Here is a 26,205-nt window from a genome sequence, read left to right as displayed (position 1 = left end):
TGCCTTTCGTATTTCACTATTTTAACTTCTCTTCAAACAATTTTAAAATTCGTTTATATTCATCTGTCCAGGATGATGCTTCCACAAAACCATGGTCTTCCATCGGGTAAGAAGCAAGTTCCCAGTTATTTTTACCCAGTTCTATTAATCGTTGTGACAAACGCACAACATCCTGATAGTGAACATTGACGTCGACCATACCGTGGCAGATTAACAAGTTGTTTTTTAAACCGGCAGCATGGTAAATTGGTGAACTTTTGCGGTAAGCCAGACTATCCGATTGAGGCTCATTCAAAATGTTGGAAGTGTAAGGATGATTGTAAGCAGCCCAATCCGTAACCGGACGGAGGGCAGCTCCTGCCTTGAAAACATCAGGCGTCTTGAACAAGCCCATCAGTGTGATGAAACCACCGTAAGAGCCACCATATATTCCAATTTTTTTAGAGTCGATTCCGTATTTTTTTACGAGATATTTTGCCCCGTCGACGTTATCAGTCAGGTCTTTTCCACCCATGAATCGATAAATTCCTGTGCGCCAGTCACGACCGTATCCGGCACTCGCCCGATAATCCATATCCAGAACTGTATATCCTTTGTCAGTCAATAGATTATGGAACATGTATTCACGGAAATAAGTACTCCACCACTTATGCGCATTTTGCAGATATCCGGCTCCGTGAACAAAAATCACTGCTTTTCCATTTGACTTTTTCGGTTCGTAAACACGTGCATAAATATCAGCTCCGTCCGTGGCTTTGAAAGAAATCACTTTCGCTTCGCGCCATGGATATGATTTAAATTCTGCGGTGGTCGATTTTGTAATTTGTTCAGGTTTGGCAGTCGCATTGTTATCCATCACGAAAAGCTCCCAGGGCGTATTGCTGTTCGAATATCGTATCGCAAGTTTGCTTTCATCAGGCGACAGGCTTACTTCATTTCCACCTGGTAGTTGTGTGATCCGTTTCCTCGCGCCACCTGTGGCAGCCATACTGTAAAAATGCTGTTCGCCCGGATGTACTTCATTGGTGGTCAGATAAAATGTCCGTTTGTCTTTGGAAAGCTGCACTTTTTGCACTTCGAATTTTCCTGATGTCAGCTGTGTTTTCTTACCGGAAGCAATATCGAGCGAATACAAATGCGAATAGCCTGTTGCCTCGCTTTGGAAATAAATGGTTTGGTCGTTGATCCAGCCAATTTCTCCGGCACTCATCGCATAACCTCCAATACCCGGACCTGCAATCCAGGCCTCGTCGCGCTGCCGATCCAGTAAACGAAGGGATAAAGAATCAGGGTTCAGCGCCATAATCCAGCGATCTTTACTGTCAACGGAACGAATAATGACAACTGCATTTTGTCCGTTTTCTGACCAAAAAGGACCATGGACAATCACAGAGCGCTCTTTATTTTTCTTGACGGTGTCCTGTTTCGGATAATCTTTCAGATAATCAGGTTTGTCGTAAATGCCAGGGATATTTTTGATGCTAAGCTTTCTGGTCGTATCCTTTTTAGTATCGTAAACCCAGAATTCATAGGTCGAACCTGGCGCACCAACTTTCACGCGACTGAAAATGTCTTCTGTAAAACCTGATTCAGTAACGTAATTGGGAACATTTGCTGACTTAGCCGATTTGTCTGCTTGTATCAACTGATAGGTAACAAATCGGTTATCAGGACTTAATTTCTGGTTTTGAACGCGTTTGTCGCCGAAGTAAATTTCTTTCGGATAATCAGGCCTTTCAGCCTCGGAGATTTTTTTGCTCGCATCTTTTTTCTCTTTTCTTTCTTTCAAAATCTCGAACATGGAAAGCTGATCATCTTTCAGAAATTTTTCTTCCGGATTTAATTTAGTGTCAGATTTTTTTGTGCCTGATTTGAAGTCTGTGTGTTGTGTCAGCAAACCGGTTGAGATTGATATGCTGAATAAATTATCGCCGCGTTTGAAAACCACATTTTGCTCATCCCCGCTAAACTGCGGATCGGTTTCACGCTCAATAGTTTTTGTCAGCTGGCGGATCTTGAAATCCTGATAATTGATCAGAAAAAGATCGCCGGCTTTTTCGTAAATTTTTAATGTGTGCAAACGGTTATAGACGCCGTCATTCGCGGGTAATTTTTTCCGGTCAGCCTGAGAAACTTTGATGATTTTTTTATCCGATAGAGAGTAACCGTAAAGCGAGTCGGACAGGCTTTTATCAGGATTCCAGTTGAAATAAATTGTTCTTGAATCATCTGACCAATTAATATCAGAGGGCGAAGTCCCCAGCCAGGCCTTCGGGTCCCTCATAATTTTTTCAACGGTGAGGGTACCTAACTTCTGTGCTTTTAAGGGAAATAAACTGCTGAATAAAAGGAGTGTGGCTGCCTGGAAAATTTTTCTCATGAATTTCAGGATTGATAGATTAGTTGTCATGACACGCAATTTAGGAGATTTGGATCATTGATCCAGTATTTTACTGGCGTTATCAAAGAATCTGTTGGATGATTAATATTTTGAACAGCAAGTGAGAAACTCTTCGACCCCAATCAGCATTATCTCCTATATCTATACTATTTTTGCGATCTCCTCAATCGAGCTTATCCGGAATGAAAAACCTGATTTTACTACTCATATTTATTTTCTTCCATACGATTGCAAACGCGCAGTCACTCCAGTTTGAGTTGTCTGACTACACCTTACTTCCTCAAAAACCGGAGGGGGTACTGCACGGAATATCCGGACTTGAATTTATTCCTTCCAAAAATCAATGGCACTTAGCCAGCGACAGAGGCAATTATTTCATCTTTGATAGTATAAATTCTATTCATGATTTTGGTAAAAGGAAAAAGCTGGCCGTATATAAAAAAACGGGATTGTGGTATGAAGCGGTTCGTTTTGACGCCACGTCGAACACGTTTTTTTATGCGGTTGAAAATGAATACACAGCCAATTCGGAGACTTGTGATACGACGACTTACGTAAGTTATATGGAGTCATTTCCGCCTGCTTTTTTAATTCCACCATTTCATCTTCCCGCAGATAATAAAGGAATTGAAGCGATAGCTGTGAATGAAAACGGGAGCGTTTGGGTGGCGCCGGAAGCGGGTTGGACGGGAGAGACGGAAGTTGGGAATGATACGATCCATTTCAGGAAATTTGAAAAAGCGGCATCAGGTTATGCCGAAGCTGGCGTGTATTCCTATCTCATTGACAGAAGTGGATGTCCGCAAAGTCCGACAGAAAAACGGGGTGGAATTTCAGAAATAATTTCGGTTAATGAAAATCAATTACTGGTTCTGGAAAGATGTTTTGATCTGAAAGTGACTAATAAAATCAAGGCAAAACTATGGCAGGTAACTCTTGAAGGATCACACCTGAAAAAAGATACAAAACCTGCTTTCGATTTTAACGAAGGGTTTCCGTTGGTCGTAGATAATCTGGAAGGGATGTCGTGGTGGAATAATGTTGACGGGAAACGCCAGCTCTTGCTGATCACAGATGACAATCCGGGAATGAAAAATAATCAGCAGACGCAATTGATTTTGTTGAAAGAAAAGTAGTTAAATTAAATAGCATAAAGCCAATACTTAATGAAAATCAGATATTTACTTATATCTTTAATCAGTATCTCGCTGATGAATTTTAGTTGTAAGAATAATAAAAATGACGTCGTTGAAAAAGGCGTTTCCTTCGCACTGAATGAATATCGAAAGAAAACGCTAGACAGTATTCAATATTCAATTGAGCTCACTATTCCTGAAAAGAAGGCGGAGAAGATTCAGGGCCTACAAACTGTTTCATTTAATCTGAATGCTCTTGATTCGGCGCTCATACTTGATTTTAGCAATGATGCAAATCATGTTCTTTCGGTTAAATCGGGCGATAGAGTGGTTGATTATGAATTTATTAATGAACATATTGTCATCAATCCGGATCAACTTGTAAAAGGTGAAAACCGGATTAGTATTGCGTTTATCGCTGGCGACCTTTCTTTGAACCGCAATGAAGAATATCTCTATACGCTCTTCGTTCCTGATCGTGCTTCTACCTGTTTTCCTTTGTTTGACCAGCCCAATCTTAAAGCATCTTATCAGTTAACTTTAAAAACACCTAAAAATTGGGAAGCTGTTTCCAATGGAACTTTAAAAGAAAAGGCTGCCTCTGGTGACACCAGCATATACCATTTTGAAAAGACAAAACCGATCAGTTCTTATCTTTTTGCATTTGCGGCCGGAAAGTTTTTCAAAGCATCAAAAACAATCGGCAGCCGCGAAATGACGATGTATTACCGGGAAACTGATAGTACCAAAGTTAATCGAAATAGCGATGAAGTTTTTAGTTTGCACGCAAAAGCGGTGAGCTGGCTCGAAGACTATACCGCGATTAAATATCCGTTTGGGAAGTTTGATTTTGTGCTGCTTCCATCTTTTCAGTATGGTGGAATGGAACATCCGGGATCTATTTTTTATAATGAATCGGCACTTTTTCTGGATGAAAACCCTCCCGTAAATAAGCAATTGGCTCGTGCCAGTGTGATTGCCCACGAATCCGCGCATATGTGGTTTGGCGATCTGGTAACGATGGACTGGTTTAATGATGTCTGGCTGAAAGAAGTTTTTGCCAATTTTATGGCAGCTAAAATTGTTCATCCATCCTTCCCGGAAATAAATCACAAACTGCGGTTTATACTGGCACATTATCCGGGTGCGTATGAAGTTGACAGAAGTGCCGGAACCAATCCGATTCTGCAACAACTTGGAAATCTGAAAAATGCTGGCACTTTATATGGAGGAATTATTTACCAAAAAGCCCCTATCGTGATGCGGCAACTGGAAAAGAAAATTGGCGGGGAAATGATGCGTGAAAGTCTGCGCGAATACCTGAAAACATATTCGTTCGGGAATGCGCGCTGGGATGATCTGATTGGTATAATTGACAAAAGAAGTCCGCTTGACATAGCAGATTGGAGTAATGTATGGGTGAAAACGCCGGGGATGCCGGAGTATGAACTGATTGGCGAAAAGGAAGAAATCGAGATTCGTCAGAAAAAGGATTCTGTATCTGACCGTATCTGGCAACAGCCGGCTGTGATCTTTTGGAAAGAAAAATTTGCGCAGGGAAGTTTGAAACTGAATCTGAGTAACCAACTGCAAAGCGTTAGGGAACCTGATTTTCCAGCGATGATTTTCCCGAATTCTGACGGGGAGGCTTATGGATATTTCAAAATGGATTCGGTATCAGAAGATCATTTTTTCCTGCATTACAGCACTCGAAAGGATACAACGTTCGAAAATCCTGTCTTCAGAGGTTCAATGCTGGTTAATATCTGGGAAGGATTTCTCCGTGGTGACGGCGCGAAATCTGACCGATATCTGGCTTATTTGTTAGATGTACTGCAAAGGGAAAATAATGCCTTGATTTCGGATTATTTACTGGGAAATATTCAGACGATCTGGTGGACATTTTTGACGGATCAGCAGCGAAAACAAAATCAGGAAAACACGGAGAAAATTCTGTGGGGTTTACTTGAAAATACGACGGATAAGGGGATGAAAAATTCCTATTTCCGCGCTTTCCGAAATGTGACCATGACTGAAAGCGGACTCAGAAAGCTGGAAGTTCTTTGGAATGATCAGCTGAAAGTGAAAGACCTTATATTGTCGGAAGACGATAAAATCTCACTTGCATATGAACTCGCGCTGAAAGGACATGTAGATGCAAAAGGTGTGCTGGCAAAGCAGTTAAGCAATACGAAAAATCCGGACCGAAAGGCCAAAATGGAATTTGTAATTCCGGCAATCAGCCAGGATGAGAAGGAGCGTGATCAATTTTTCGAATCGTTGAAAAAGGAAGAAAACAGAGAGCACGAAGCCTGGGTCTTGGAAGCATTATCTTATTTGCATCATCCATTACGAGCAAAAAGTGCATTGAAGTACCTGAGGCCATCGCTTGATATTTTGCAGGAAGTGCAGCTGACAGGCGATATATTCTTCCCGCAGCGTTGGTTGCACAATACGTTTTCCGGACATTCAGAAAAGGAGGCTGCGGACATTGCAAATGGTTTTTTGAGAGAAAAGACAGACTATCCCTATTACTTGAAAAATAAAATTTTGCAGTCAACCGATATGCTGGACAGAGCGGTTAAACTAAAAAATTAGCTTTTTTACTCACTGAATTCTAACAAGAGCATGTCTGAAAACACGTCAATTCCACTTCATTCCCTCACGGACCGCACCAATCTGGGTTTGGAAATTCACAGGGTTGACCGCGCTTCGGCTGTGAAGGCTTCAGTGTTTGGAATTCACAGGGATGATCATCATATTTTTCTGTTTCAGCAAGAAGGAAATGGAAAAATGATGGTTGATTTCCGGGAAATTAATTTTGAAGATTGCGTCGCTTTTTGCGTCTTACCGGGTCAGGTACATCACATCATGGCAGCAGAAAATTCTTCCGGATGGCTTTTGGCAACAGACCATAGCTTTTTGGATGATACATACCGTTCTGTTTTCGAAGATTATGGAGTATATGCGTCGCCAGTTCCTGTAAATCCTCAGGCGGCAGAAATGCTTCATAAATCGCTTCTTTTATTACAAGAAATGGTTGATTACCAGCACGGCGCACCTTTCCAGATACAAATGCTGCGATCCCTTACCCAGGTTTGTACAGGAACTTTTGCCAGTATTTTTCAGCAGCAGAAAAAGAAAGATTTTGCAAAAGATTCCCGCCCGGTTAAGATTAGCAATACATTCAAAAGCTTGGTTGTTAAAAATTATAAATCCATGAAAAGTCCTGCCGGGTATGCGGGACTTCTTTATATCACTTCTTCTTATCTAAACGAAGTTGTCAAAAATATAACCGGCTTCTCTGCCACTTATTGGATACAATATGAGGTTATTCTGGAGGCTAAAAGGCTTCTCTCCTACACGGATTTAACCGTGAAAGAAATTTCTTTTGAACTAGGCTACGACGATCCGGCTTATTTCTCGCGGTTATACCATAAGGTAACCGGGGACACAGCTTTGGCTTTTAGGAAACAATACCGCAAATAGTCCAGTCATTCCCGCCATTTATGTCTTTCCGCTTTCCCGGTTCTGGTGTTGTTTTGTAATGTAAACGGACAGCAGACAAAAATAAATTTCACATGCATGTTAAAGTAAAATGCAAAGTGAAAACGTCTACCCGATCAAAGTCCGTTATGATAAATTGATCTATTAACAGCCAACGCCACAAGTCATGAATATTTTAAAACAAACTGCTCTTAATTTATTTGAAAATTCATTAGCCAAACAAGGAACGGTTCTGGCTATCAGAACCTGGTATCCTGCGACCTTTTACGAAGTTGATTTCCATTTTCCTTTCATGGATATGTCTAAATGGGATCGCGTTCAGCATATAAAAATCAAAGTTGGCCCGGGAGTGTACCGGGATTATACCCCGGCTGGCTGGGATGTTGAAACCAGAACTTGTACACTTTATATCGATGCCGTCCAGGCAGGCCCTGGCAGCGAATGGGTTCAGTCTTTAAAACAAGGAGATAATGTTACGTATGTGGGCGTCGGTTCAACCATGCACAAGCCGGCGGAACAAGGTAAAATGATCGCTTTCGGGGACATGACAACCATCGGACACTACCTTGCGTTGCAACAGCTTGCCGGTGGAAAAAGTCTTTCAGGCGCCATTGCTATTGCAGAAGAGAATCACCGGATTGAATTCGCAGAATATTTCAATTGGGATATTACTCCTGTTGAACAAACAGATCAGGGAGGTTTCCATGGCATCACCAAATGGGTACAGGACAAAGATCTCGAAAATGCTACGGTTTACGTGGCCGGGCATATTCCAACTTGTGTTCATCTGAAAAAGGAATTGAAGAAAACTTCGGCTGATACCATCCGTGTGCAAGGATTTTGGTCGTAAGAACTAATTGAAACTTATGATTTAGATTATTATTTGAAATTAGCCATGAAAAATCCTTCTGAGTTGGGCTCAGAGGGATTTTTTGTATGATATTTTTTGTTGGCGCAGTTTTGATAAAGCTGATTCCTAATCAATTTTAAGGAATTTAATTCAGGAACAACAATGATCGAGTCGTCAGGAATAAGACCCAGGATAATCCACTGTGCTTGTCTTTTCTGGACGTATTCATTTTTGAATAATTTGTGTGAATTGATGAGATAAATGTTGATGTCAATATTTTCAGATCTTAGGACAAACAAAGTACATTTACAACCCAACACCGACTATTCTGAAAAAATGAAAAAGACCATATTCATTACCGGAGCTTCAACAGGATTAGGAAAGGCAACGGCATTATTATTTGCAAAAAAAGGCTGGCAAGTCATTGCTACTATGCGAAATCCGTCAGCCGGAGCTGAACTCGAAAGTCATGAAAATATTCATGTGCTTGCGCTGGATGTTACTAATCCTGAGCAAATTGCTGCGGTAGCAAAAGAGGCTGTAGGCAGGTTTGAAATTATTGACGTGGTATTCAACAATGCCGGATATGGATTGGCGGGTCCGCTTGAAGGTATTGAAGATGAGCAGCTTGTCCGCCAGCTGGATACAAATTTGCTTGGCGTTTTACGTATCACAAAAGCATTTTTGGAGCATTTCAGAGAAAATAAAAAGGGGCTTTTCATCACGACGACTTCCATTGGCGGTCACGTTACACTTCCGTTCAATTCTGTTTATCATGCTACGAAATTTGCGCTGGAAGGGTGGAGCGAAAGTATGTGGTTTGAATTAAAACCGTTTGGGATAGGGATCAAAACAGTTGCCCCCGGCGGTATCACGACGGATTTTGCCGGCCGTTCGCTGGATAAAGGTTTACATCCGGCCTACCAGGAAAAACTATCAACTTTCATTGATATTTTGTCTTCACCCGAACGCCGCAAAAACTATTCAACTGCGGACCATATCGCGGAAGTGGTGTATGAAGCTGCAACGGACGGTAAAGATCAGCTCAGGTATATTGCCGGTGCCGACGCCCAGAACGCTTTTGCGCTTCGCAAACAGTTGAGTGACGAGGATTATTTAAAGTATGCTGACAAGCGGTTTTTTGGAGAATAATTTCAGATATGTTAAAAAGGGATTTCCAAGCCATGAATCGCTTTTAAGGTAAATTCCCATATTCAATACCTTTATTAGCTGTTGAAAATATTTTGATTTATGACCATGAGAATTTCCTCGTTCCGGATTACAGGCTTTGCTTTTTTGACATTTTGTCTGGCATCATTTCAAATAAACGCGCAAAAAACGACAACTTCATTTCTAGAAAGTCAGCCTTATCACCAGCTTCCAATCACAGCGATAAAACCGAAAGGATGGTTGCTGGATCAGCTGCACATCATGCAGGATGGGACGACAGGGCATTTGGATGAAGTTTATGCAAAAGTGAAAAATGATAACGGATGGCTTGGCGGAAGGGGCGATGGCTGGGAGGAAACACCGTATTGGCTGGATGGAGCTGTGCCGCTGGCATATCTTCTGGATGATAAAGTCATGAAGGAAAAGGTTTTAAGGTATATCAACTGGACGATAGAAAACCAGCGCCCATCCGGTTATTTTGGCCCGGTCACCAAAGAAGAGCGCGTGAAGAAAGTGCTGATCACACCTGAGAACTGTGAAGCAGGGGAGGACTGGTGGCCTAAAATGGTGATGCTGAAGGTAATGCGCCAATATTTTCTGGCCTCTGATGATCAGCGTGTTATACCATTCATGACTAAGTACTTTAAATATCAGCTTCAAGCCCTGAAAAGTTGCCCGATCAAAAAATGGTCAGAATGGGCGGAGTCGCGCGGAGCTGATAACATTATGATCGCGCAATGGCTTTACAGCATAAATCATGACAAATCGCTGATTGAACTGGCCAACCTGATTGAGACGCAATCATTTCAGTGGAGTGAATGGTTTGGTAACAGAACCTGGGCGATTGGAGCGGCAACTCAACAAAATGATGATCATTGGATGCGCCGTCACGCTGTGAACGTGGCGATGGCTCTTAAATCTCCGTCGATGAATTATCAGCGTACCAAAGATTTGAAATACCTGTCTCAATTGAAAACAGGATTCAACGACTTGATGACATTACATGGCTTGCCGATGGGTATTTTCTCAGGAGACGAAGACATTCACGGCAATGCGCCGACGCAAGGTGTGGAGTTATGCGCAATAACGGAAGCGATGTTTTCGCTGGAAGAAATTATTGGAATTACTGGTGATATTCAATACATGGATGCTTTGGAACGCATGACATTTAATGCTTTGCCCACCCAGACAACTGATGATTATAATGCCAAACAATATTTTCAGATAGCTAATCAGGTCCAGATCAGCCGCGGCGTTTTTGACTTTTCTCTGCCTTTTGAAAGAGAAATGAATAATGTGCTTGGCATGAGAAGCGGGTACACCTGCTGTCTTGCCAATATGCACCAGGGCTGGACAAAGTTTGCAAGCCATCTTTGGTATGGAACTTCTGCAAAAGGCTTGGCTGCTTTAGAATATAGTCCGAATGAGATTACGACGAAAGTTGGAAAAACAAATACGGAAATTACGATTAAGGAAATCACTAATTATCCATTTGAGGACAAAATTAATTTTGAATTTATAACCTCAAAAGATGTCGCTTTCCCGATGCAGCTACGCATTCCTTCGTGGTGCAAAGAAGCTGTTCTGACTCTTAACGGAAGGGAATTTAAAAGAGAAAAAGGCGGGCAGGTCATAACGATTGATCGTATCTGGAAGAATAACGATAAGCTGATACTGGAATTTCCAATGGAAATGACGACGTCAAACTGGGGTAGAAATTCGAGAACTATTGAGCGGGGACCTTTGGTTTATGCATTGAAGCTGGAAGAGAAGTGGGAGAAGGGAAATCAGAAAGAAGAGGGGGATTATTTCAGCGTTTACCCAAAGTCGGATTGGAATTACGGTCTTTTAGAAAACATCGTCAAAGACCCGAAAGCATATTTAACCGTTGAAGTAAAGCCGATTTCCGATAAATTTGTATGGAATTTACAACATGCGCCAATTGAGATTACCGCTCCGGCAAAAAAGATACCGAACTGGAAAGCGGTTGATGGAGTGGCGCATCAGCCTGTAAGTGACAGAACCGGAATTTATCGGGGGGAAGTTGAACAAAAAACAGAGAAAATTAAACTTGTTCCATACGGTTTTACCAAAGTACGCATTGTAGCATTTCCGGTAGTTAAATAACGCTGAATCAAATTTTTAGATCATGCAACGGTTCCAACTTTTTAGGCGTAAGGCCAGATAAAGTCAGAACCCTTTTTTATGAAGACACTTTACACTTTGTTACTTATTTCTCTTTGCACTCAACTGACCCATGCGCAGAGCAATGAAGATTACTACAACCCTGTGACGGCGCCTGTTAAACCAAATTATGAGCCGGTAAGTCCCCAGATCAATAAATTCAAAACGCACCGGGCGGAAACAGTTTTATCGCAAATAAATAAAATCAGGATCCGCAACCGTTTATATTTCGGAATCGACGGGTTTATGAGAATGGATAAAAGCTCTATTTCGAATACGTTTAACGGCCTGATTGATACCAGGACAGGGATGAAATCGGGATATAGTGTTTCTCTGGGCTGGATAAACCAGGAAAAATGGGCGCTGGAGCTGGACTATTCGCGTTCGCCGATTCACAACATATTGGTGATCAACGGTGATTATCCGATGGAGTATAAAATGGAAAACGATAAGAACAATCTTGCTTTACGAGGAAAGCGTCGCTTGTTATTTGGGAGGTCAAATTCTTCTCTTCGAAAGTCCGCATTTTGGATTGGTGCAGGAGCTGGTATTGTTCCCAATTCAGGAAAACAGAAAGAATATCTTCAATTTGAAGGTTACGCGAGACAAGGCCGGCGACCAATTTTAGATACATTGTTTTTGACCAGTGACACGCATACGAGTTCGAAGATCACAAGTTTTGCTGATATTACTGCGGAGTATGTTTTGAAGGTGGCCAAGGCACTTGATCTGAGTTTTTATGCCAGAAAACAATGGGGATTTGGAACTTCCCTAACAACAGATATGGCGTATTTTGTTAATAAAGTACAAACGCAGCAGTCAACCATCAAGGCGGATGGAACCGGAATGTCCTTTGGGATTTCGCTTCGATATGTGTTCGCGATTGGTCTTCATGACGGCGACCTAAATCATCGCGAGTAAATCTCGAGATAGGTTTTACGGTAAAAATTTAAAAACCGAAGATCGCTGAGCATTCGCCTAACGATCTTCGGTTTTTAATTATTAATTAACGGTTGAAAATCAGTGTATTGGCTTTTTCAATTTCGTCCCGACTGATGGTATGTCCCATGTTTGGATAAATTTTTGTGGTCACCTTGGCACGCATCGACTCCAGAATACCAGTCGTTTCGTTAACTCTTGTCACAGGAACGTGCGGATCAGGATCGCTCGTACCGATGAAAATCGGAGTACCATCAAAATCTCCCGAATAATTTTCAGAATAGATTTTGTCTCCGATCAATCCACCTGTGAACGCGACCACGCCGCCATATCTGCCTGCATTTCTGGTCACATATTCCAGCGTCAAACAAGCACCCTGAGAAAATCCGCCGAGAAAAACATTCTCTTTCAAAATTCCTTTGGAAACTACATCAGCAACAACTTCATCAATAATTTGCAATGCGGATGATAACCAGGGCTCATTCACTGACGGCGCCGCCAGAAATGACGTTGGATACCAGGTATTATTGGTGGCCTGTGGGGCAAGAAGCGCATAATCTTTGGTATTCAGATGTGCAGCCAGCGATAGAATATCCTCTGCACTTCCGCCCCGGCCGTGAATCAAGATCAAAACTTTATCAGTTTCGTCAATATTTTTTCCTGCGGTTACTACTTTTTTCGTATGCATGATTTCAAAACTTAATGTGGCGCAAGTTGTATTTCTATGAAGCGGGAAGCGTGGAGGTTAATCCGCGCTTTCCCTTCGAAGCTCTGACAAGCTCTTACAACTTTGGCAATATTTTTTCTATTTCTTTACGCGATGCTTCATATTGTTTTGGAAGTTGTAAACTGCTCCCCAAATTTTCAACAGACTCATCGATCGCAAAGCCTGGGTTTTCAGACGCAAGCTCGAACAAAACTCCGCCTGGTTCTCTGAAATATAAAGAAAAGAAGTAATCGCGATCAATTTTTGGCGTAATGTTCAGACCTTTCCGGGCAATTTTTTCACGGAATTCCATTAAAATCTGATCGTTTTTCACTCGGAAAGCAACGTGATGATTGGTCCCTCCCGCATTGTAACCGCGCTCTTCATTTGGCGATTCGATCAAATCTACGATGGCTGCGTTTTCAACCGCGTCTGTGATGAATCTGTAATGGTTTCCTTCTTGTTCTAATAATTTATACCCGAAAATATCGGTCAAAATTTCAGCCGTTGGTTTTATATTTTTCAAAGTCAGGACAATGCTGTGAAACCCTTTTGTGGCCACATCCGCTTTCACGTCCGCTGTCTCCCAGGGTTTTCTGGTATCTTCTGATTTCGATTCGATCAGATTTATTTTCAAACCATCAGGATCTTGAAAAGGAAGATATAACTCACCGAATTTCTCGTCTTTGTTTCCTTGTTTTACTTTAAATTGTGTAAAACGGTCGGCCCAGAAGTCAAGGCTTCCTTTGGGTACTGAGTATCCGATATCCGTAGCAAGTCCTGTTCCTGTACGGCCTTGTGCTGTTCCTTCCCAAGGGAAAAATGTTAGTATTGTTCCGGCAGATCCAACTTCGTCGGCATAATAAAAATGGTATGTTCCGGGATCATCAAAATTCACAGTTTTTTTAACCAATCTTAAACCCAATACTTGTGTATAAAAATCGTGATTACGTTTCGCGTTTCCTGCGATGGCAGTGATATGATGCAGACCTAAGATTTGATTTTCCATGATTGTTTTATTTTTTTGTTATGCAAATTTCCAAAGTTTCTGAGCCCTCAACATTGAACTAGGACAAGAAAATCAGGCATTGTCATTTTTTAAAGAAGTCCGTTGCGAAAGCGCGTGAATGATTTCGTTACTTAACAAACCACTTCCGCCGCCATAATGCTGAATAATGATAATTTCAGGATCCTTTCGCTTGAAAGTATCACGTAAAACGGCCTCACATTCTTCCTGGATACCGCCACATAACAGGACGATATCGAACTTCTGTTTTTCAAATAAAGCAATTGCCTCTTCGTCTGTTAATGCTCCCAAAGCGATCCAGTTCTCACTTTTATTGATGATCCGCAAGACGGTTTCAAGAATTTCTTCGTGTCGGCCGATCACCAGAATATTTACTTTCACAGGTTCCATGATTTTTTCAGTTTTGCGGGAAAACAAATTCATTCAAAGGTTTGCGAACACGAGGTGTCAATTCCCGGGTTTTGAATGGCTCTTCCAGTTTTTCAGCTTCATCGCGGTAACCGAGCGCTATGACCGCAACAGCTGCCTGAGTCTCGGAAAGTTCCAGCGTTTCGGAAATTTTCGCCTTGTCAAAACCACCCATCATGTGGCCGTAAATATTTAGTTCAGAAGCTTGCAAAAGCAAATTGGCGTTGGCCATTCCCAAATCATGCAACGCAGTTGGATTTTCTGTTTGATTGGCCTCATAAGTTTTACGTGCAACAGCGACAATCAGTACGTCAGCATTTTGAGCCCATGGCTTATTTCCTCCAAATAAACTGTCTGCGATACGCGCAAATCCGTCACTGCTCTTCGAGGCATAATAGTATTGCCAAGGCTGTTCATTATTCGCGCTGGCAGCCCAGGCTGCCGCTTCAAGAATTGTGTTCAAATCATTTTCCGAAATAACTTTATCAGAAAATGAACGCGGACTCCATCTGTTTTTTATCAAGTCAAGCACATCGTGCTTTGTATTTGCAATTTTAATATGATCCATGGATTTTGGCTTTTAGCGATTAGGCGTTAGCGGTTAGTTTGGTACTTCCGACTCTTCGGACGGTTTAAATTATCTATATTGTCAGTTGTTTGCGTGTTAGCTTTCAGAAATTACAAGATATTGGAATCAGGCCATTTAGCTACCAGCCAAACGCTAACAGCTAAATAGACATGGGTACTTCCATCAAAAGCACTTCGGCATCCTGCGAATTTGCTTTGATAGATATACTGTCGGTATCCCAGATCCCAAGCCCGTCGCGTTGGTTCAAGGCGTGTTCTTCAATGGTGATATCACCTTTCAACACAAAGGCATAAACACCATTTTTAGGATTTTTCAATTTGTACTCTGCCGAGAAATCCTTATCGAATTTTCCCATATGAAACCAGGCATCCTGATTGATCCAAACGCCCTCGTCATCCGCATTTGGAGACAAAATCTGCTGCAAATTATTGTGTCTGTCTTCTACATTCAGCGTTAACTGGTCGTATCTTGGTGTAACATTTTTGCTTTTTGGAAACAACCAGATTTGCAAAAACTTAGCATCCTGATCTTCATTTTTGTTGTATTCACTGTGGAAAATACCGGTTCCGGCACTCATCACCTGGATATCTCCATGTTTGATCACAGCTACATTGTCCATGCTGTCTTTGTGTTCCAGATCACCTTCCAACGGAATGGAAATAATTTCCATATTGTCATGAGGGTGTCTTCCAAAACCTTTTCCACCGTCCACACGGTCGTCGTTTAATACACGCAGTACGCCAAAATGCATCCTGTCCGGATTGTAATAATTTGCGAAACTGAACGTATGGTGACTGTCGAGCCAGCCATGATTTGCATGTCCGCGGGTATCTGCTTTATGAAGAACGGTGTTAGCTTTTACTTTTGATTCTGTATTTGGCAAATGATTGAAACCAATCACATCAAGTTCTTTTAATTCGTCAATATCGTTTTTGATCACACTTCCAACCGATGCCGACGCTACGAACATTCCAGTTCCCATCAGGCCTTTGCGGATAAAATCTTTTCTTTCCATGATTTATTGTCGTTTATCGATTTAATGATACAAATTTCTCTGTTTTGTGAGCGACTGGCATTGAACTAGGACAAGAAAAACAATCGGCCCTTATTTTTTGACGATGTGTTTAGCCTGGCTGAGCAGTGCGTTCTTTTTATTGTTGCGTTAATAAATTAACAATACAAAGGAACAGTAACCGAAAAAGGGAAACATTGAACCAGGACAAGAAAGCAGGGGAAGAGAGAGTTATTTTTTGGAAAGTTTGGTCCTGACTTTGCTCAGAAATTCGGCAGAAATGCCAAGGTAAGAAGCAATATAATGTTGTGGAACACGCTGGGGGATTGTAGGATAGCGCTTTATAAAATCAAGATATTTGTCTTGAGCACTGGTGGCAATAGTTTTGAACAAACGGCCCTGCAAACTGGAAAGGTTACGCTGCACAAGAATCCGGAACATTCTTTCAAGCTGCGGAACGCGGGCCAGCAACGACTCTTTTGTTTGAGGAGAAAGAATCAGCAATTCACATTCTTCCAATGTTTCGATGAACATGGCGCTCGGCTTTTGATCGTGAAAGCTAGCAATATCGCTCACCCACCAATCCTCGATCGCGAATTGCAGAGTAACTTCAAAACCGTTTTCGTCGATATAATACATCCGTATGCATCCCTTATTAATGAAAGCTTCAAAATTGCAAACCTCGCCTTCATGAAGCAAAATTGTCTTTTTAGGAAAGGTTTTATATTGCAGAACTGAATTAAAGTAAGCAAGTTCTTCGACCGTCAGGTTGGTGTGGCGTATGATATAGGTATTGATCCGGTCGAACATAGAAGAGATGTTTGGAAGATTTTCAGCTTCGGAAGGGTAGAGAAAGAGAAGTCAAATTTTGTACTTGACTTCTCAGAATATATTCAAAAGTATCTATGTCAATTTTATAGTTGACAAAATCGCGAAGTTACTTTTTGTCAGGCGTACAGATACGAACTTCGAAAGTATAAGTCCAGACAATTTCCTTCGCAAATTCTTCACCGAACAATTCTGGAGTTCTGCCGTCAACATCTGCTTTCAGATCAAAATTAACGCCAAGATTTTTGAACGGTTCTACAAAATACGGTTCGTTGGTAACGATATAGGAAACCGGTACATTTTCTTTCGGACCGTCGAAATCTTCAATCAATGCTTCGCCATCTTCTTTGTCAACCAGCCAGGCATAGAAACAATCATATAGTTTTTCTGCAAGATCCTCGGCGGGATTGCCCACCGCAGCTTTGCAGGTAATTATTTCAAACGATTTCGTAACGACGTGATCAGGCATTTCCGATAATTCGTAACCAACTGGTCCGTCAGAAATTTTGCCATTTGATTCAGCGCCAGCACTTTTATTGTATAAAATTCCAACCGCCTGATCAAGCACTTCGATCAGCTCAGAATTTACAGGATTACTTTCAAAACCTTTTAAATAGCGACTCATGATATTTGAAAATTTTTATTAATCATTTTTTGCACTGCCACAGCCAACTTTCTCATTCCAAAAGTAACTGGCTTATCGCATCTGTGCAACCCGGATCCGTTTTAACACGTTCTTGAAAAGCGGTCAGGCTGCATTGCTAACCTAGATTGTTACCCTTCGGTTCCTGTTGTTATATGAAAAAATTGAAATATATAATGTGAAATAAGTCTGTTGGCAAAGGAAAAACTATGCCGGATCATAATATTTCCTATTTTTGATTATTCAAATCTCTTTGTAAAATATTGAAACCAGAGCAGCCATTTACGGTATGGCCGCAAAACTGTTGATTTTCATTCTGAAAATCAGCAAAGAAATCTTGTAGTTTATATTTTACAAAGAAGAAAAATGGATCAAAACATAAAAATTGCCGTTCTTGGCGGCGGAGGCAGAACGGGTAAATATCTTGTCAGTTATCTTCTTTCCAAGGGATATCATTTAAAAATTCTGCTTAGAAATATCCCTGAAACCGACACAGTTTTAACAGACGAATTTTCTTTAACTCTTAATAATCCTCGTGTCGAAATCGTGAAAGGTGATGCGGTGGTATATAAAGATATTCAAAAACTGCTTTCTGGTTGTCAGGCGGTTATCAGTACGATAGGTCAACGTCCCGGCGAGCCGATGGTTGCGAGCACTGCAACTGAGCATGTGTTAAGAGCGATGCAAGAATTTGATATTCAGCGTTATATTCTTGTTGCCGGAGTAAATGTCGATACGCCTTTTGACAACAAAAGTGAAAAGACAAGGGCCGCAACAAACTGGATGAAACAAAACTTTCCGGCCATACATGACGACCGCGCGAAAGCATATGATCTTCTTGTAAAAAATCAACTGGACTGGACGTTAGTCAGGCTTCCCATGATCGAATATACCGGCGAAAATTTCCCAACAGATTCAAATACAAAGGACTGTCTCGGACAACAAATCAGTACTGCTGATATCGCCTTTTTTTTGGAAGAGCAATTGACTGACAAAAAGTACATAAGAAAAGCACCTTTTTTGTATAATTTAAAACACTGATCACTGGAAATCCCGGCACAAAAAATTAATTTTTCTGCCGGGATTTTACTTTACTAAGTACTTTTTGCATTTATTCTTTGTGAAAATTGACTTGCTCGTAAAATTTCTATCTTTGAATATTCGTAAGACAAGTAAAATCTGAAAAGTATCTTGATACGTATTTTCGCCTGTTTATTGAGTTTTCACATATTGCTGGGCAGCTTTTTACCTTCCATGGAATGTTGGGAGGAATTGAGCCGTTTGCCACAGCTTATGGCGCATTTCGAAAAACACAAACAGGAAAGTAAAGGGCAAATTTCATTCTGGACTTTTATGCAAATGCACTATGCAACAGCCTCACAGCATGCGCAAAACGCTCCTGATTCAGAGAAACATCAGCACGAAACGCTTCCCTCGTTAAGCGGACATTCACTTCACTCCTACGTAATAACCGATTTTCGGTTCCTGGCATTTTCAGAGCCGCTGGTAACCGAATTTGAGGTGAAAAATAGTTTCTGGTGGAATAATCTATATTCTTTCCAACATCAATCTTCTCTGCTGAACCCTCCGAATTTCGGTTGATCATTTCCTTTTTGTATTCCTAATTTTCTTATTTACTGATTGTTGATAGCGCTCGTGCTACCATCGGTATTGTTTTATGAGGATTATTTCAATAATTCTAAAAATTGAGATCTTCTTTTTAAAGTGGGTTTCCGCTGGTATCTACAATTTGTCACCGACAGTCAATTGATATTCAATTTATGTTTGATTCAATAATCCGTTTTAGTATACGGAACAAATTGATCGTGGGCCTCATGGTTTTGGGCCTGATCAGTTGGGGAATCTATGCACTTTCAAAGCTTCCGATTGATGCAGTTCCTGATATTACCACCAACCAGGTTGTCGTATTGACCCAGACGCCGGCACTCGCCGCACAGGAGGTTGAACAATATATCACTGCTCCGATCGAACTTAGTCTGACCAACGTTCAGGGAGTTGAAGAAATTCGCTCGGTGTCGCGGCTCGGACTTTCTGTCATCACAGTTGTTTTCGACGACAATATGGATATTCTTAAAGCGAGGCAGCTGGTTGGAGAGCAAATTTCACTTGCTGCTCAGGATATTCCGAAAGAATTCGGATCACCCTATCTTGCTCCGATCACTACGGGACTTGGGGAAATTTATCAGTATACGCTGGTTCCACAGCCCGGTTATGAGAAGCGTTACGACCTTTCTGAGCTAAGAACAATGCAGGATTGGATCGTGAAACGTCAGTTGACTGGCATTCCAGGTGTTGTTGAAGTCAGCAGTTTTGGAGGTTTTGTTAAAGAATACGAGGTAAGTATCAATCCTGAAAAACTGCGCGCAGCGGGTATCACGATCGGTGATGTTTTTACGGCTGTGGAAAGAAATAATAGTAATACGGGAGGCAGCTATCTTGAAAAAGACAGCCAGTCATATTTTATCCGCGGTGAAGGAACCGTTAAAAATCTGGATGATATTGGGAGTATCGTTATTAAAACGGTAAACGGCGTGCCGATGAAAGTAAGCAATGTTGCAACGGTGCAATTCGGCCATGCGGTGCGTTACGGTGCGATGACACGTGACGGAAAAAGTGAAGCGGTAGGTGCCGTAGTGCTGATGTTGAAAGGTGCCGACGCAGACCGGACCGTGAAAGCGATCAAAGAACGCATGGCAAGAATTCAAAAATCGTTACCGGAAGGCGTTAAAATTGAATCGTTTATTGATCGCGCGAAACTGATTGATAAAGCCATCAAAACGGTTCGTAATAACTTGCTGGAAGGAGGGTTAATTGTTGTTTTCGTTCTGGTTTTGCTGCTGGGAAGTCTTCGTGCGGGACTCATCGTAGCCTCCGTCATACCGCTTTCCATGCTCTTTACTTTTGGTATGATGCATACGTTTGGAGTGTCAGCAAACCTGATGAGCCTGGGTGCGATCGATTTTGGACTTTTAGTTGACGGCTCCGTGATCGTTGTCGAGGGTGTGATGCATTATCTGCAGACACATTTCAAGACGGGAGACAAACTTTCACAGAAACAAATGGACGATACCGTTCAGGTTAATGCTTCAAAAATCCTGACCTCTGCGGTTTTCGGACAAATTATAATTTTGATCGTTTATCTTCCCATCCTCTCGCTTTCGGGCATTGAGGGCAAAATGTTCCAACCCATGGCCCTTGCCGTAAGTTTCGCGATCCTGGGTGCATTGATTCTTTCATTCACCTATGTACCAATGGCTTCATCGCTGTTCCTTGCTTCAAAAATTAATAATGAAAAGAATTTCTCTGACCGTCTGGTCAATAAATTATATCTTTTTTACCAGCCGTTAATTAAAGGAGCATTGTCTTATCGGAAAGCAATTGTCGGTGGTTCAATGGTTTTGTTAGTCGGAAGTATAATGCTTTTTAGGGCTTTGGGAGGAGAATTTATTCCGCAGCTGGATGAAGGTGATATTGCCATCGATCTCCGAATGCCGACCGGTACTTCCCTTACAGAAACCATTCAGGCGTCTTTAAAAGCGGAACGTGCGCTGCTTAACAGTTTCCCTGAAATAAGACAGATTGTGGGGCGTATCGGCGCTTCGGAAGTGCCAACTGATCCGATGCCGGTAGAAATGACCGACCAGATGATCAATTTGAGAGATCGTTCCGAGTGGACTTCGGCGCATACACGGGAGGAGCTTTCCGAAAAAATGAATAAAGTTTTGGAAAGGGAGGTCCCTGGTGTTATGGCTGAATTTACACAGCCGATCCAAATGCGTTCCAATGAAATGATAACGGGTGCTCGTTCTGATGTTGTGGTTAAAATTTATGGCGATGATTTGAATAAATTGTTTGATCATGCCAACGATTGTGCCGCCTTAATTCAACCGATTGAAGGAGTTGCAAGTTGTCGCGTCGAACCTATTGTAGGTTTGCCTCAGATCAAAGCTTTGTATCACCGGGACCGTCTTGCGCAATATGGACTGGATATTGCGTCGGTAAATCAGCTGATCAAAACCTCTTTCGCCGGAGAAACTGCTGGCGTCGTTTTTGAAGGTGAACGTCGTTTTGATCTTGTGATTCGTCTTGATACGCTACATCGGACAGACTTGAAAGACATAAGGAATTTGTATGTGACGATTCCAAACGGTGGTTCTGTTCCCCTGGGTGAATTGGCAGAGATTACCTATGAAGAAGCGCCTGCACAGATTTCCCGTGACAATACGAAACGACGGATCACGATCGGTATCAATGTTTTGAACCGGGATGTAGAAAGTGTTGTAAATGACATTCAGGCAAAAATTGAAAAAGGAGTGATTCTGACGCCTGGGTATTATTATTCTTACGGAGGACAGTTTGAAAATTTGCAGCAAGCACGCCAGCGGTTATCAATTGCGGTACCAATCTCATTGCTGCTGATTTTTGTTCTGCTGTATTTTACTTTCAAAAGGCTGACCGAAGCGCTGATAATTTTTACAGCCGTTCCGCTTTCCGCAATTGGAGGAATCTGGGCGCTGTGGATACGCGATATGCCGTTTAGTATTTCTGCCGGTGTAGGATTTATCGCACTTTTTGGGGTGGCGGTTCTAAATGGAATTGTGTTGATCAGTTATTTCGATCAGCTCGAAAAGGAAGGAGTCGGGTCGCTTCGGGAACGGATTGTAGCAGGTGTCAAGGCTCGATTCAGGCCAGTAATTATGACGGCAGGTGTGGCATCACTCGGTTTTTTACCTATGGCATTGTCAACTTCGGCCGGTGCAGAAGTGCAGCGCCCACTGGCAACTGTCGTGATCGGCGGCTTGATTTCCGCGACTTTATTGACCTTGATCGTGCTTCCCGTTTTATACAGTCTGGTGAAGGAGCGGGTTGAAAATCGGAAAAGGGCGGGTCGGGTATTAGTTTCAGGAATGATCCTGATCGTTATACTTTCTTTACCAGAAGCAGAGGTTCAGGCGCAGAGAGTTTTGTCACTTGATCAGGCTGTAAAGGAAGCAACGACTCAAAATCTTGCTGTTAAATCAGGAGAACTAATTGTTGAAAGACAGCAGGCTTTGGTCGGTGCTTCATTTAATCCTGCGAAAACAGATCTGGATGTACAGTATGGCCAGACACAGGCCAGAAATTCAGATTACACTGCTACGGCCATTCAGTCTTTTGCCCCGATCAGTGTTTATAAAACTCAGAAAAGACTTTCAGAAGCGAATGCCCAAAGTGCAAGGTATCAATTAGATGCCGATAAATGGCGTTTGTCAAATGAAGTAAAACGGGCTTACTATCAGCTGGTTTATGATCAGAAATTGCTCGTTTTTCTTCGTGAGCAAAGTGATCTTTATCAGCAATCTTCTCGTGCAGCCGATATTCGTTTCAAAACTGGTGAAACAAACCGACTGGAACAGGTTACGGCGCAAAGCCGCTATCAAAATTTGTTGCAAAGGATCAGAAGTTCACAGAGAGAACAGCAGATCCATTATGCTTCGCTAAAACTTCTTCTTCACACGCGGGACAGCATTTCGATTGATACAAATACTGTTTTTAAAAGACTCTCAGACAATTTGGTGATGCCGAATTTAACGGCCGACTCAAATCCGTTCCTGAATGTTTTGCAGCAGAACATCACTAACAGCCAGATTCAAACGCGCCTTGAACAAAGGAATACTCTACCGGATTGGCGCATCGGCGTTATCAATCAATCGATTGCAAAGGAAAATAATTTTAATGTGCTGCATGCCGGTTTATCGTTTCACATCTTTAACAAAGCACAAAAAGCAAAAATTCAATCCGCTAAAATTCAGGAGCAAGTAAACGAAACTCAGTTGGCTTCGGTAAAAGAGCAACTGATTACTGAGCTTGAATCGATGGAAACAAGGCAGAAAAATCTGGCAGCTACACTTCAATATTATGAAGAGTATGCACTTCCACAGGCTGATCTCATTCGTCAGACAGCATTATCCACTTTCAAAGGTGGCGAAATTGGATATCTGGAATTTTTTGCGGCGATCCAGCAGGCGTATCAATTGCAGGAAGAATATCTGGTCAATGTCCTTGATTATGATTTTAACCTGATCAGGATAGAAGAAATTATCGGAGAAAAGTAGGCGTAACTCATAAAAGCATTGCCGGGAAGCAACCGGAATCAAAAATAATTTGCTATCGCAATGAAAACATTTAAAAGAATTTCGCGAAAAGGCCTTTGGTACACCGGCCTCATTTCGACAATTTGTTTTGCAGGAATTTCCTGTGAATCTAAAAAAGAAGAAGCTGAAGCTGACGAAAAAAAAACGCTTGTTGATACGTCACAGATTGATCAGATTTCGCTGACACAACAGCAATATCAATCGATTGGTATTCAGGTTGGTAAAGTTAAAATGGAAACGGTCAGCGATGAGGTGAAGGCAAATGGTATCGTTGAGCTTCCGCCGGAAAATCAAGCGACTCTTAGTTTGCCAATCAGTGGAAAAATTAATTATATGAAGGGAATTCCTGGCCAGCCTGTAAGAAAAGGAGAATTGCTGGCGACGCTGGAAAGTTTTGAATTTATACAATTACAGCAGGATTATCTTCAAAATGCAAGTCAGCTGGCGTACCAGGAAAAGGAACTGGAACGTCAGCGTACGCTGAGCAGTGAAAACGTAGGGGCGCGGAAAAATTTTGAACAGGCCCAGGCTAATCATCGTTCGACGAAAGCTTTGCTGCAATCGCTGGAAGCGAAGCTGAAAATTCTTGGCCTCACCACTGAAACCTTAAATAAAAAAGGAATCACTCCGTCTGTTCGCATTATCTCTTCGGTGAATGGTTATATCACGGCTGCGAATGTAAATCTTGGAAAAGAGGTGGCAGCAGGCCAGTCGATGTTTGAGTTGGCTGATAAAACGGATATGCATATTTCTTTGACCGTTTTTGAGCAGGATGCTCCGAAAATCAGGAAAGATCAGGTGGTAATGGTGCAATTCAACAATGGTTCGCAACCAGTTAAGGCGCATGTGCTGATGGTTGGCAAAGTGCTGGAAGGAGAAACGAGAACGCTGAACGTACACGCGCATATCGATGATCGTAAGCAGCAAGAAAAGCTTGTTCCAGGCGCTTATGTGAATGCTAAAATCCAGACAGGTAATCGGCAGGCGACGATGGTTCCGGCTGCGTCAGTGGTAAGAAAAGGAGCAAGTGGTTTTATTTATTTCGAAGAAAAACCGAAAGAATTTCGTCGCATTCCAATAGAAATCGGAAGTGCGACAAAAGACAATCTGGTGGAAATTATCTCAGATACTATTTTTGAAAACCAGCAATTAGTGACGAAAGGGGCCTATCTAATCGATGCTGAATTTGCAAAACGAAGCGAGCCGGCAGGGGAATAATTTTATGCAAGTCTGCTGATCATTAATCCAGATATCAATGCAGAAAACGACTGGAATTACGAGTTTCTAAAATGTAATCCCAGTCGTTATCTGAATATTTCTTGTTTTAATATCGTCGTAATAGTAATGATCTTCGTATTGGTGTTTCATTTTGTAAGTACCTATCCCTTCATTTAATCTGATTGATAGCGGTATAGAGATTTTCCAAATATCAAATTCTACTCCCATTCCCGCCAAAACACCAACCCGATCCTGAGAAGTTTGCGAGTGCATGTCTATTTTTTCACGACCAGGAAAACACATGGCTGGTTCGTATCGGCATATCGTTCCGTTTATATCAATATCAAATGAAATTCGTGATCTGAAATTTAGCCCGGCCTCTACAAACGGACGAATTTTACCGGTCAAGAAAGTATACCGCAGCAGTAATGGTATATTGATAGATTGAATTTTATAATCATATGATGTATTGTTCTCCCTATTTGTTCGTATGTAATTACTCCAGTTTGGCTGAACATGAAAGGATAAACCTGATTTTTCTGGTGACAATTTGTAGGATAGATCAAGCCCAAGAGCTACACCCTTCACGGTTTTGATTTTTTCGTACGAAAAAGTTTCACCAAAAACATGAATTCCACCCATTAAGCTAAAATGCACTTTTCGTTCTGAAACCTCTGTTTGCGCCAGTACCAGATTCGTCAGGAAACATAAAAGCAGAGTTGGTAAAAGTTTGTTTCTCATATCGTTGAATTTTGATTTTATTCTTTACGACACAAAAAAAGATCATATAGTTGTAGGGATAGCTAAAATGTGAGATGCAGTTGCATCTGGCAGGGACTTACCTATTATGATCAATGAACCACCGTCATATTTTTATAAACATTCGGAACGCGTTTCCCAAGCGTACTGCGCAGGCTTTGTGGTTTTGCAACAATTCTTGCACCTGTCCACGTCGATGCGATCACCATTCCGGCAGCAATCAGAATAATGTCCTTGATTATATATTGTGCAGCAAGGGTAGGTGCGTGAAAAGGTCCCGGAAATAATTCAGCCGGGAAAAATAACAGAGGAGACATGGCCCCGATCATTTGAACAGCCAGAAGCCATACACCGACACGCAAAAACATTCCGGATAAAAAACAGAATCCAATTATGCACTCAAGCGTTGCAACAAATATCATGGCGCCGTGACCTGAGAAAATTCCTAACGTTAGAACGTTCGTCGTTCTTGTCGCAAGTGATTCAATAGGACTGATGCCGTTAAAATATTTGAGTATCCCAAATGCAACAAAAACAATTCCCATCGAAAATCGCAGGATACCTATACTATGAGCAACCAGCCATTTGTTGATATTTGTGTCGAGTTTGTCAAAGCGGTCGAAAAGATTTACAAGCGTTCGCATAGCAGGTTGATTTAACAGATGTTCATTGA

At 41.7% G+C, this 26,205-nt stretch carries 21 protein-coding genes; 11 read left to right on the top strand and 10 right to left on the bottom strand.

The window, feature by feature from the left end:
* Nucleotides 1-16 precede the first annotated feature (16 nt).
* Entirely contained in the window at nucleotides 17-2,380 is a 2,364-nt protein-coding gene (locus BMY70_RS09015) for a S9 family peptidase (protein ID WP_090334858.1), read from the bottom strand.
* A gap of 203 nt (nucleotides 2,381-2,583) precedes the next feature.
* Between BMY70_RS09015 and BMY70_RS09010 the strand changes: the two genes are divergently transcribed.
* The 7 genes from BMY70_RS09010 to BMY70_RS08975 all read left to right on the top strand — a co-directional run bounded on the left by BMY70_RS09010 (nucleotide 2,584) and on the right by BMY70_RS08975 (nucleotide 12,169).
* Nucleotides 2,584-3,537, top strand: coding sequence for an esterase-like activity of phytase family protein (locus BMY70_RS09010; RefSeq protein ID WP_090334857.1), 954 nt, complete (start codon nucleotides 2,584-2,586; stop codon nucleotides 3,535-3,537).
* A gap of 30 nt (nucleotides 3,538-3,567) precedes the next feature.
* A complete protein-coding gene (locus BMY70_RS09005) occupies nucleotides 3,568-6,135 on the top strand; it encodes a M1 family aminopeptidase (protein ID WP_229209544.1) in 2,568 nt (855 codons plus the stop codon).
* A 30-nt stretch (nucleotides 6,136-6,165) separates the two neighbouring features.
* The gene (locus BMY70_RS09000) at nucleotides 6,166-7,026 is read left to right on the top strand and encodes a helix-turn-helix domain-containing protein (RefSeq protein WP_090334856.1); all 861 of its coding nucleotides are present in this window, start codon (nucleotides 6,166-6,168) and stop codon (nucleotides 7,024-7,026) included.
* A gap of 184 nt (nucleotides 7,027-7,210) precedes the next feature.
* Complete coding sequence (locus BMY70_RS08995) at nucleotides 7,211-7,894, top strand: SIP domain-containing protein (protein WP_090334855.1); 684 nt, start codon at nucleotides 7,211-7,213, stop codon at nucleotides 7,892-7,894.
* A 336-nt stretch (nucleotides 7,895-8,230) separates the two neighbouring features.
* Nucleotides 8,231-9,046 (top strand): SDR family oxidoreductase, encoded by an 816-nt coding sequence (locus tag BMY70_RS08985; protein ID WP_090334853.1) that lies wholly within the window; start codon nucleotides 8,231-8,233, stop codon nucleotides 9,044-9,046.
* 99 nt (nucleotides 9,047-9,145) lie between these two features.
* Nucleotides 9,146-11,191 (top strand): beta-L-arabinofuranosidase domain-containing protein, encoded by a 2,046-nt coding sequence (locus BMY70_RS08980; RefSeq protein WP_090334852.1) that lies wholly within the window; start codon nucleotides 9,146-9,148, stop codon nucleotides 11,189-11,191.
* A 78-nt stretch (nucleotides 11,192-11,269) separates the two neighbouring features.
* Nucleotides 11,270-12,169, top strand: coding sequence for a hypothetical protein (locus BMY70_RS08975; RefSeq protein WP_090334851.1), 900 nt, complete (start codon nucleotides 11,270-11,272; stop codon nucleotides 12,167-12,169).
* Between the two features lie 85 nt (nucleotides 12,170-12,254).
* Here the strand turns inward: BMY70_RS08975 and BMY70_RS08970 are convergent, their stop codons facing one another.
* From BMY70_RS08970 to BMY70_RS08940, 7 genes are all read right to left on the bottom strand, one after another.
* Nucleotides 12,255-12,875 carry an alpha/beta hydrolase gene (locus BMY70_RS08970; protein ID WP_090334850.1) on the bottom strand — a complete coding sequence of 207 codons (621 nt, stop codon included), beginning with the start codon at nucleotides 12,873-12,875 and terminating at the stop codon, nucleotides 12,255-12,257.
* A gap of 94 nt (nucleotides 12,876-12,969) precedes the next feature.
* The gene (locus BMY70_RS08965; RefSeq protein ID WP_090334849.1) at nucleotides 12,970-13,902 is read right to left on the bottom strand and encodes a ring-cleaving dioxygenase; all 933 of its coding nucleotides are present in this window, start codon (nucleotides 13,900-13,902) and stop codon (nucleotides 12,970-12,972) included.
* Between the two features lie 72 nt (nucleotides 13,903-13,974).
* Complete coding sequence (locus BMY70_RS08960; RefSeq protein ID WP_218148615.1) at nucleotides 13,975-14,310, bottom strand: PleD family two-component system response regulator; 336 nt, start codon at nucleotides 14,308-14,310, stop codon at nucleotides 13,975-13,977.
* Between the two features lie 7 nt (nucleotides 14,311-14,317).
* A complete protein-coding gene (locus BMY70_RS08955) occupies nucleotides 14,318-14,896 on the bottom strand; it encodes a nitroreductase family protein (RefSeq protein ID WP_090334848.1) in 579 nt (192 codons plus the stop codon).
* A gap of 160 nt (nucleotides 14,897-15,056) precedes the next feature.
* Nucleotides 15,057-15,932 (bottom strand): pirin family protein, encoded by an 876-nt coding sequence (locus BMY70_RS08950; protein WP_090334847.1) that lies wholly within the window; start codon nucleotides 15,930-15,932, stop codon nucleotides 15,057-15,059.
* A 228-nt stretch (nucleotides 15,933-16,160) separates the two neighbouring features.
* Nucleotides 16,161-16,739 carry a Crp/Fnr family transcriptional regulator gene (locus BMY70_RS08945; protein ID WP_090334846.1) on the bottom strand — a complete coding sequence of 193 codons (579 nt, stop codon included), beginning with the start codon at nucleotides 16,737-16,739 and terminating at the stop codon, nucleotides 16,161-16,163.
* Between the two features lie 127 nt (nucleotides 16,740-16,866).
* Nucleotides 16,867-17,382, bottom strand: coding sequence for a hypothetical protein (locus BMY70_RS08940; RefSeq protein ID WP_090334845.1), 516 nt, complete (start codon nucleotides 17,380-17,382; stop codon nucleotides 16,867-16,869).
* 384 nt (nucleotides 17,383-17,766) lie between these two features.
* Here BMY70_RS08940 and BMY70_RS08935 point away from each other — a divergent pair, with 384 nt between their 5' ends.
* The 4 genes from BMY70_RS08935 (at nucleotide 17,767) to BMY70_RS08920 (ending at nucleotide 24,773) form a co-directional block, all read left to right on the top strand.
* A complete protein-coding gene (locus tag BMY70_RS08935; protein ID WP_090334844.1) occupies nucleotides 17,767-18,441 on the top strand; it encodes an NAD(P)-dependent oxidoreductase in 675 nt (224 codons plus the stop codon).
* A gap of 213 nt (nucleotides 18,442-18,654) precedes the next feature.
* Complete coding sequence (locus BMY70_RS08930) at nucleotides 18,655-19,002, top strand: hypothetical protein (protein ID WP_218148614.1); 348 nt, start codon at nucleotides 18,655-18,657, stop codon at nucleotides 19,000-19,002.
* Nucleotides 19,003-19,181: 179 nt separating this feature from the next.
* Complete coding sequence (locus BMY70_RS08925) at nucleotides 19,182-23,516, top strand: CusA/CzcA family heavy metal efflux RND transporter (RefSeq protein ID WP_090334842.1); 4,335 nt, start codon at nucleotides 19,182-19,184, stop codon at nucleotides 23,514-23,516.
* A gap of 60 nt (nucleotides 23,517-23,576) precedes the next feature.
* Nucleotides 23,577-24,773: an efflux RND transporter periplasmic adaptor subunit gene (locus BMY70_RS08920; protein ID WP_090334841.1), complete on the top strand. Its 1,197-nt coding sequence runs from the start codon at nucleotides 23,577-23,579 to the stop codon at nucleotides 24,771-24,773.
* Nucleotides 24,774-24,839: 66 nt separating this feature from the next.
* On the opposite strand, the gene BMY70_RS08915 is transcribed toward BMY70_RS08920, so the two are convergent.
* Nucleotides 24,840-25,514 (bottom strand): outer membrane beta-barrel protein, encoded by a 675-nt coding sequence (locus BMY70_RS08915; protein WP_090334840.1) that lies wholly within the window; start codon nucleotides 25,512-25,514, stop codon nucleotides 24,840-24,842.
* Nucleotides 25,515-25,624: 110 nt separating this feature from the next.
* The gene (locus BMY70_RS08910) at nucleotides 25,625-26,176 is read right to left on the bottom strand and encodes a DoxX family membrane protein (protein ID WP_177196989.1); all 552 of its coding nucleotides are present in this window, start codon (nucleotides 26,174-26,176) and stop codon (nucleotides 25,625-25,627) included.
* Nucleotides 26,177-26,205 lie beyond the last annotated feature (29 nt).

It is taken from the genome of Dyadobacter koreensis, from assembly GCF_900108855.1.
GTDB classification, from domain to species: domain Bacteria; phylum Bacteroidota; class Bacteroidia; order Cytophagales; family Spirosomataceae; genus Dyadobacter; species Dyadobacter koreensis.
Note: the sequence above shows the minus strand (reverse complement) of the source record. Positions and strands in the feature narration are given on the sequence as shown.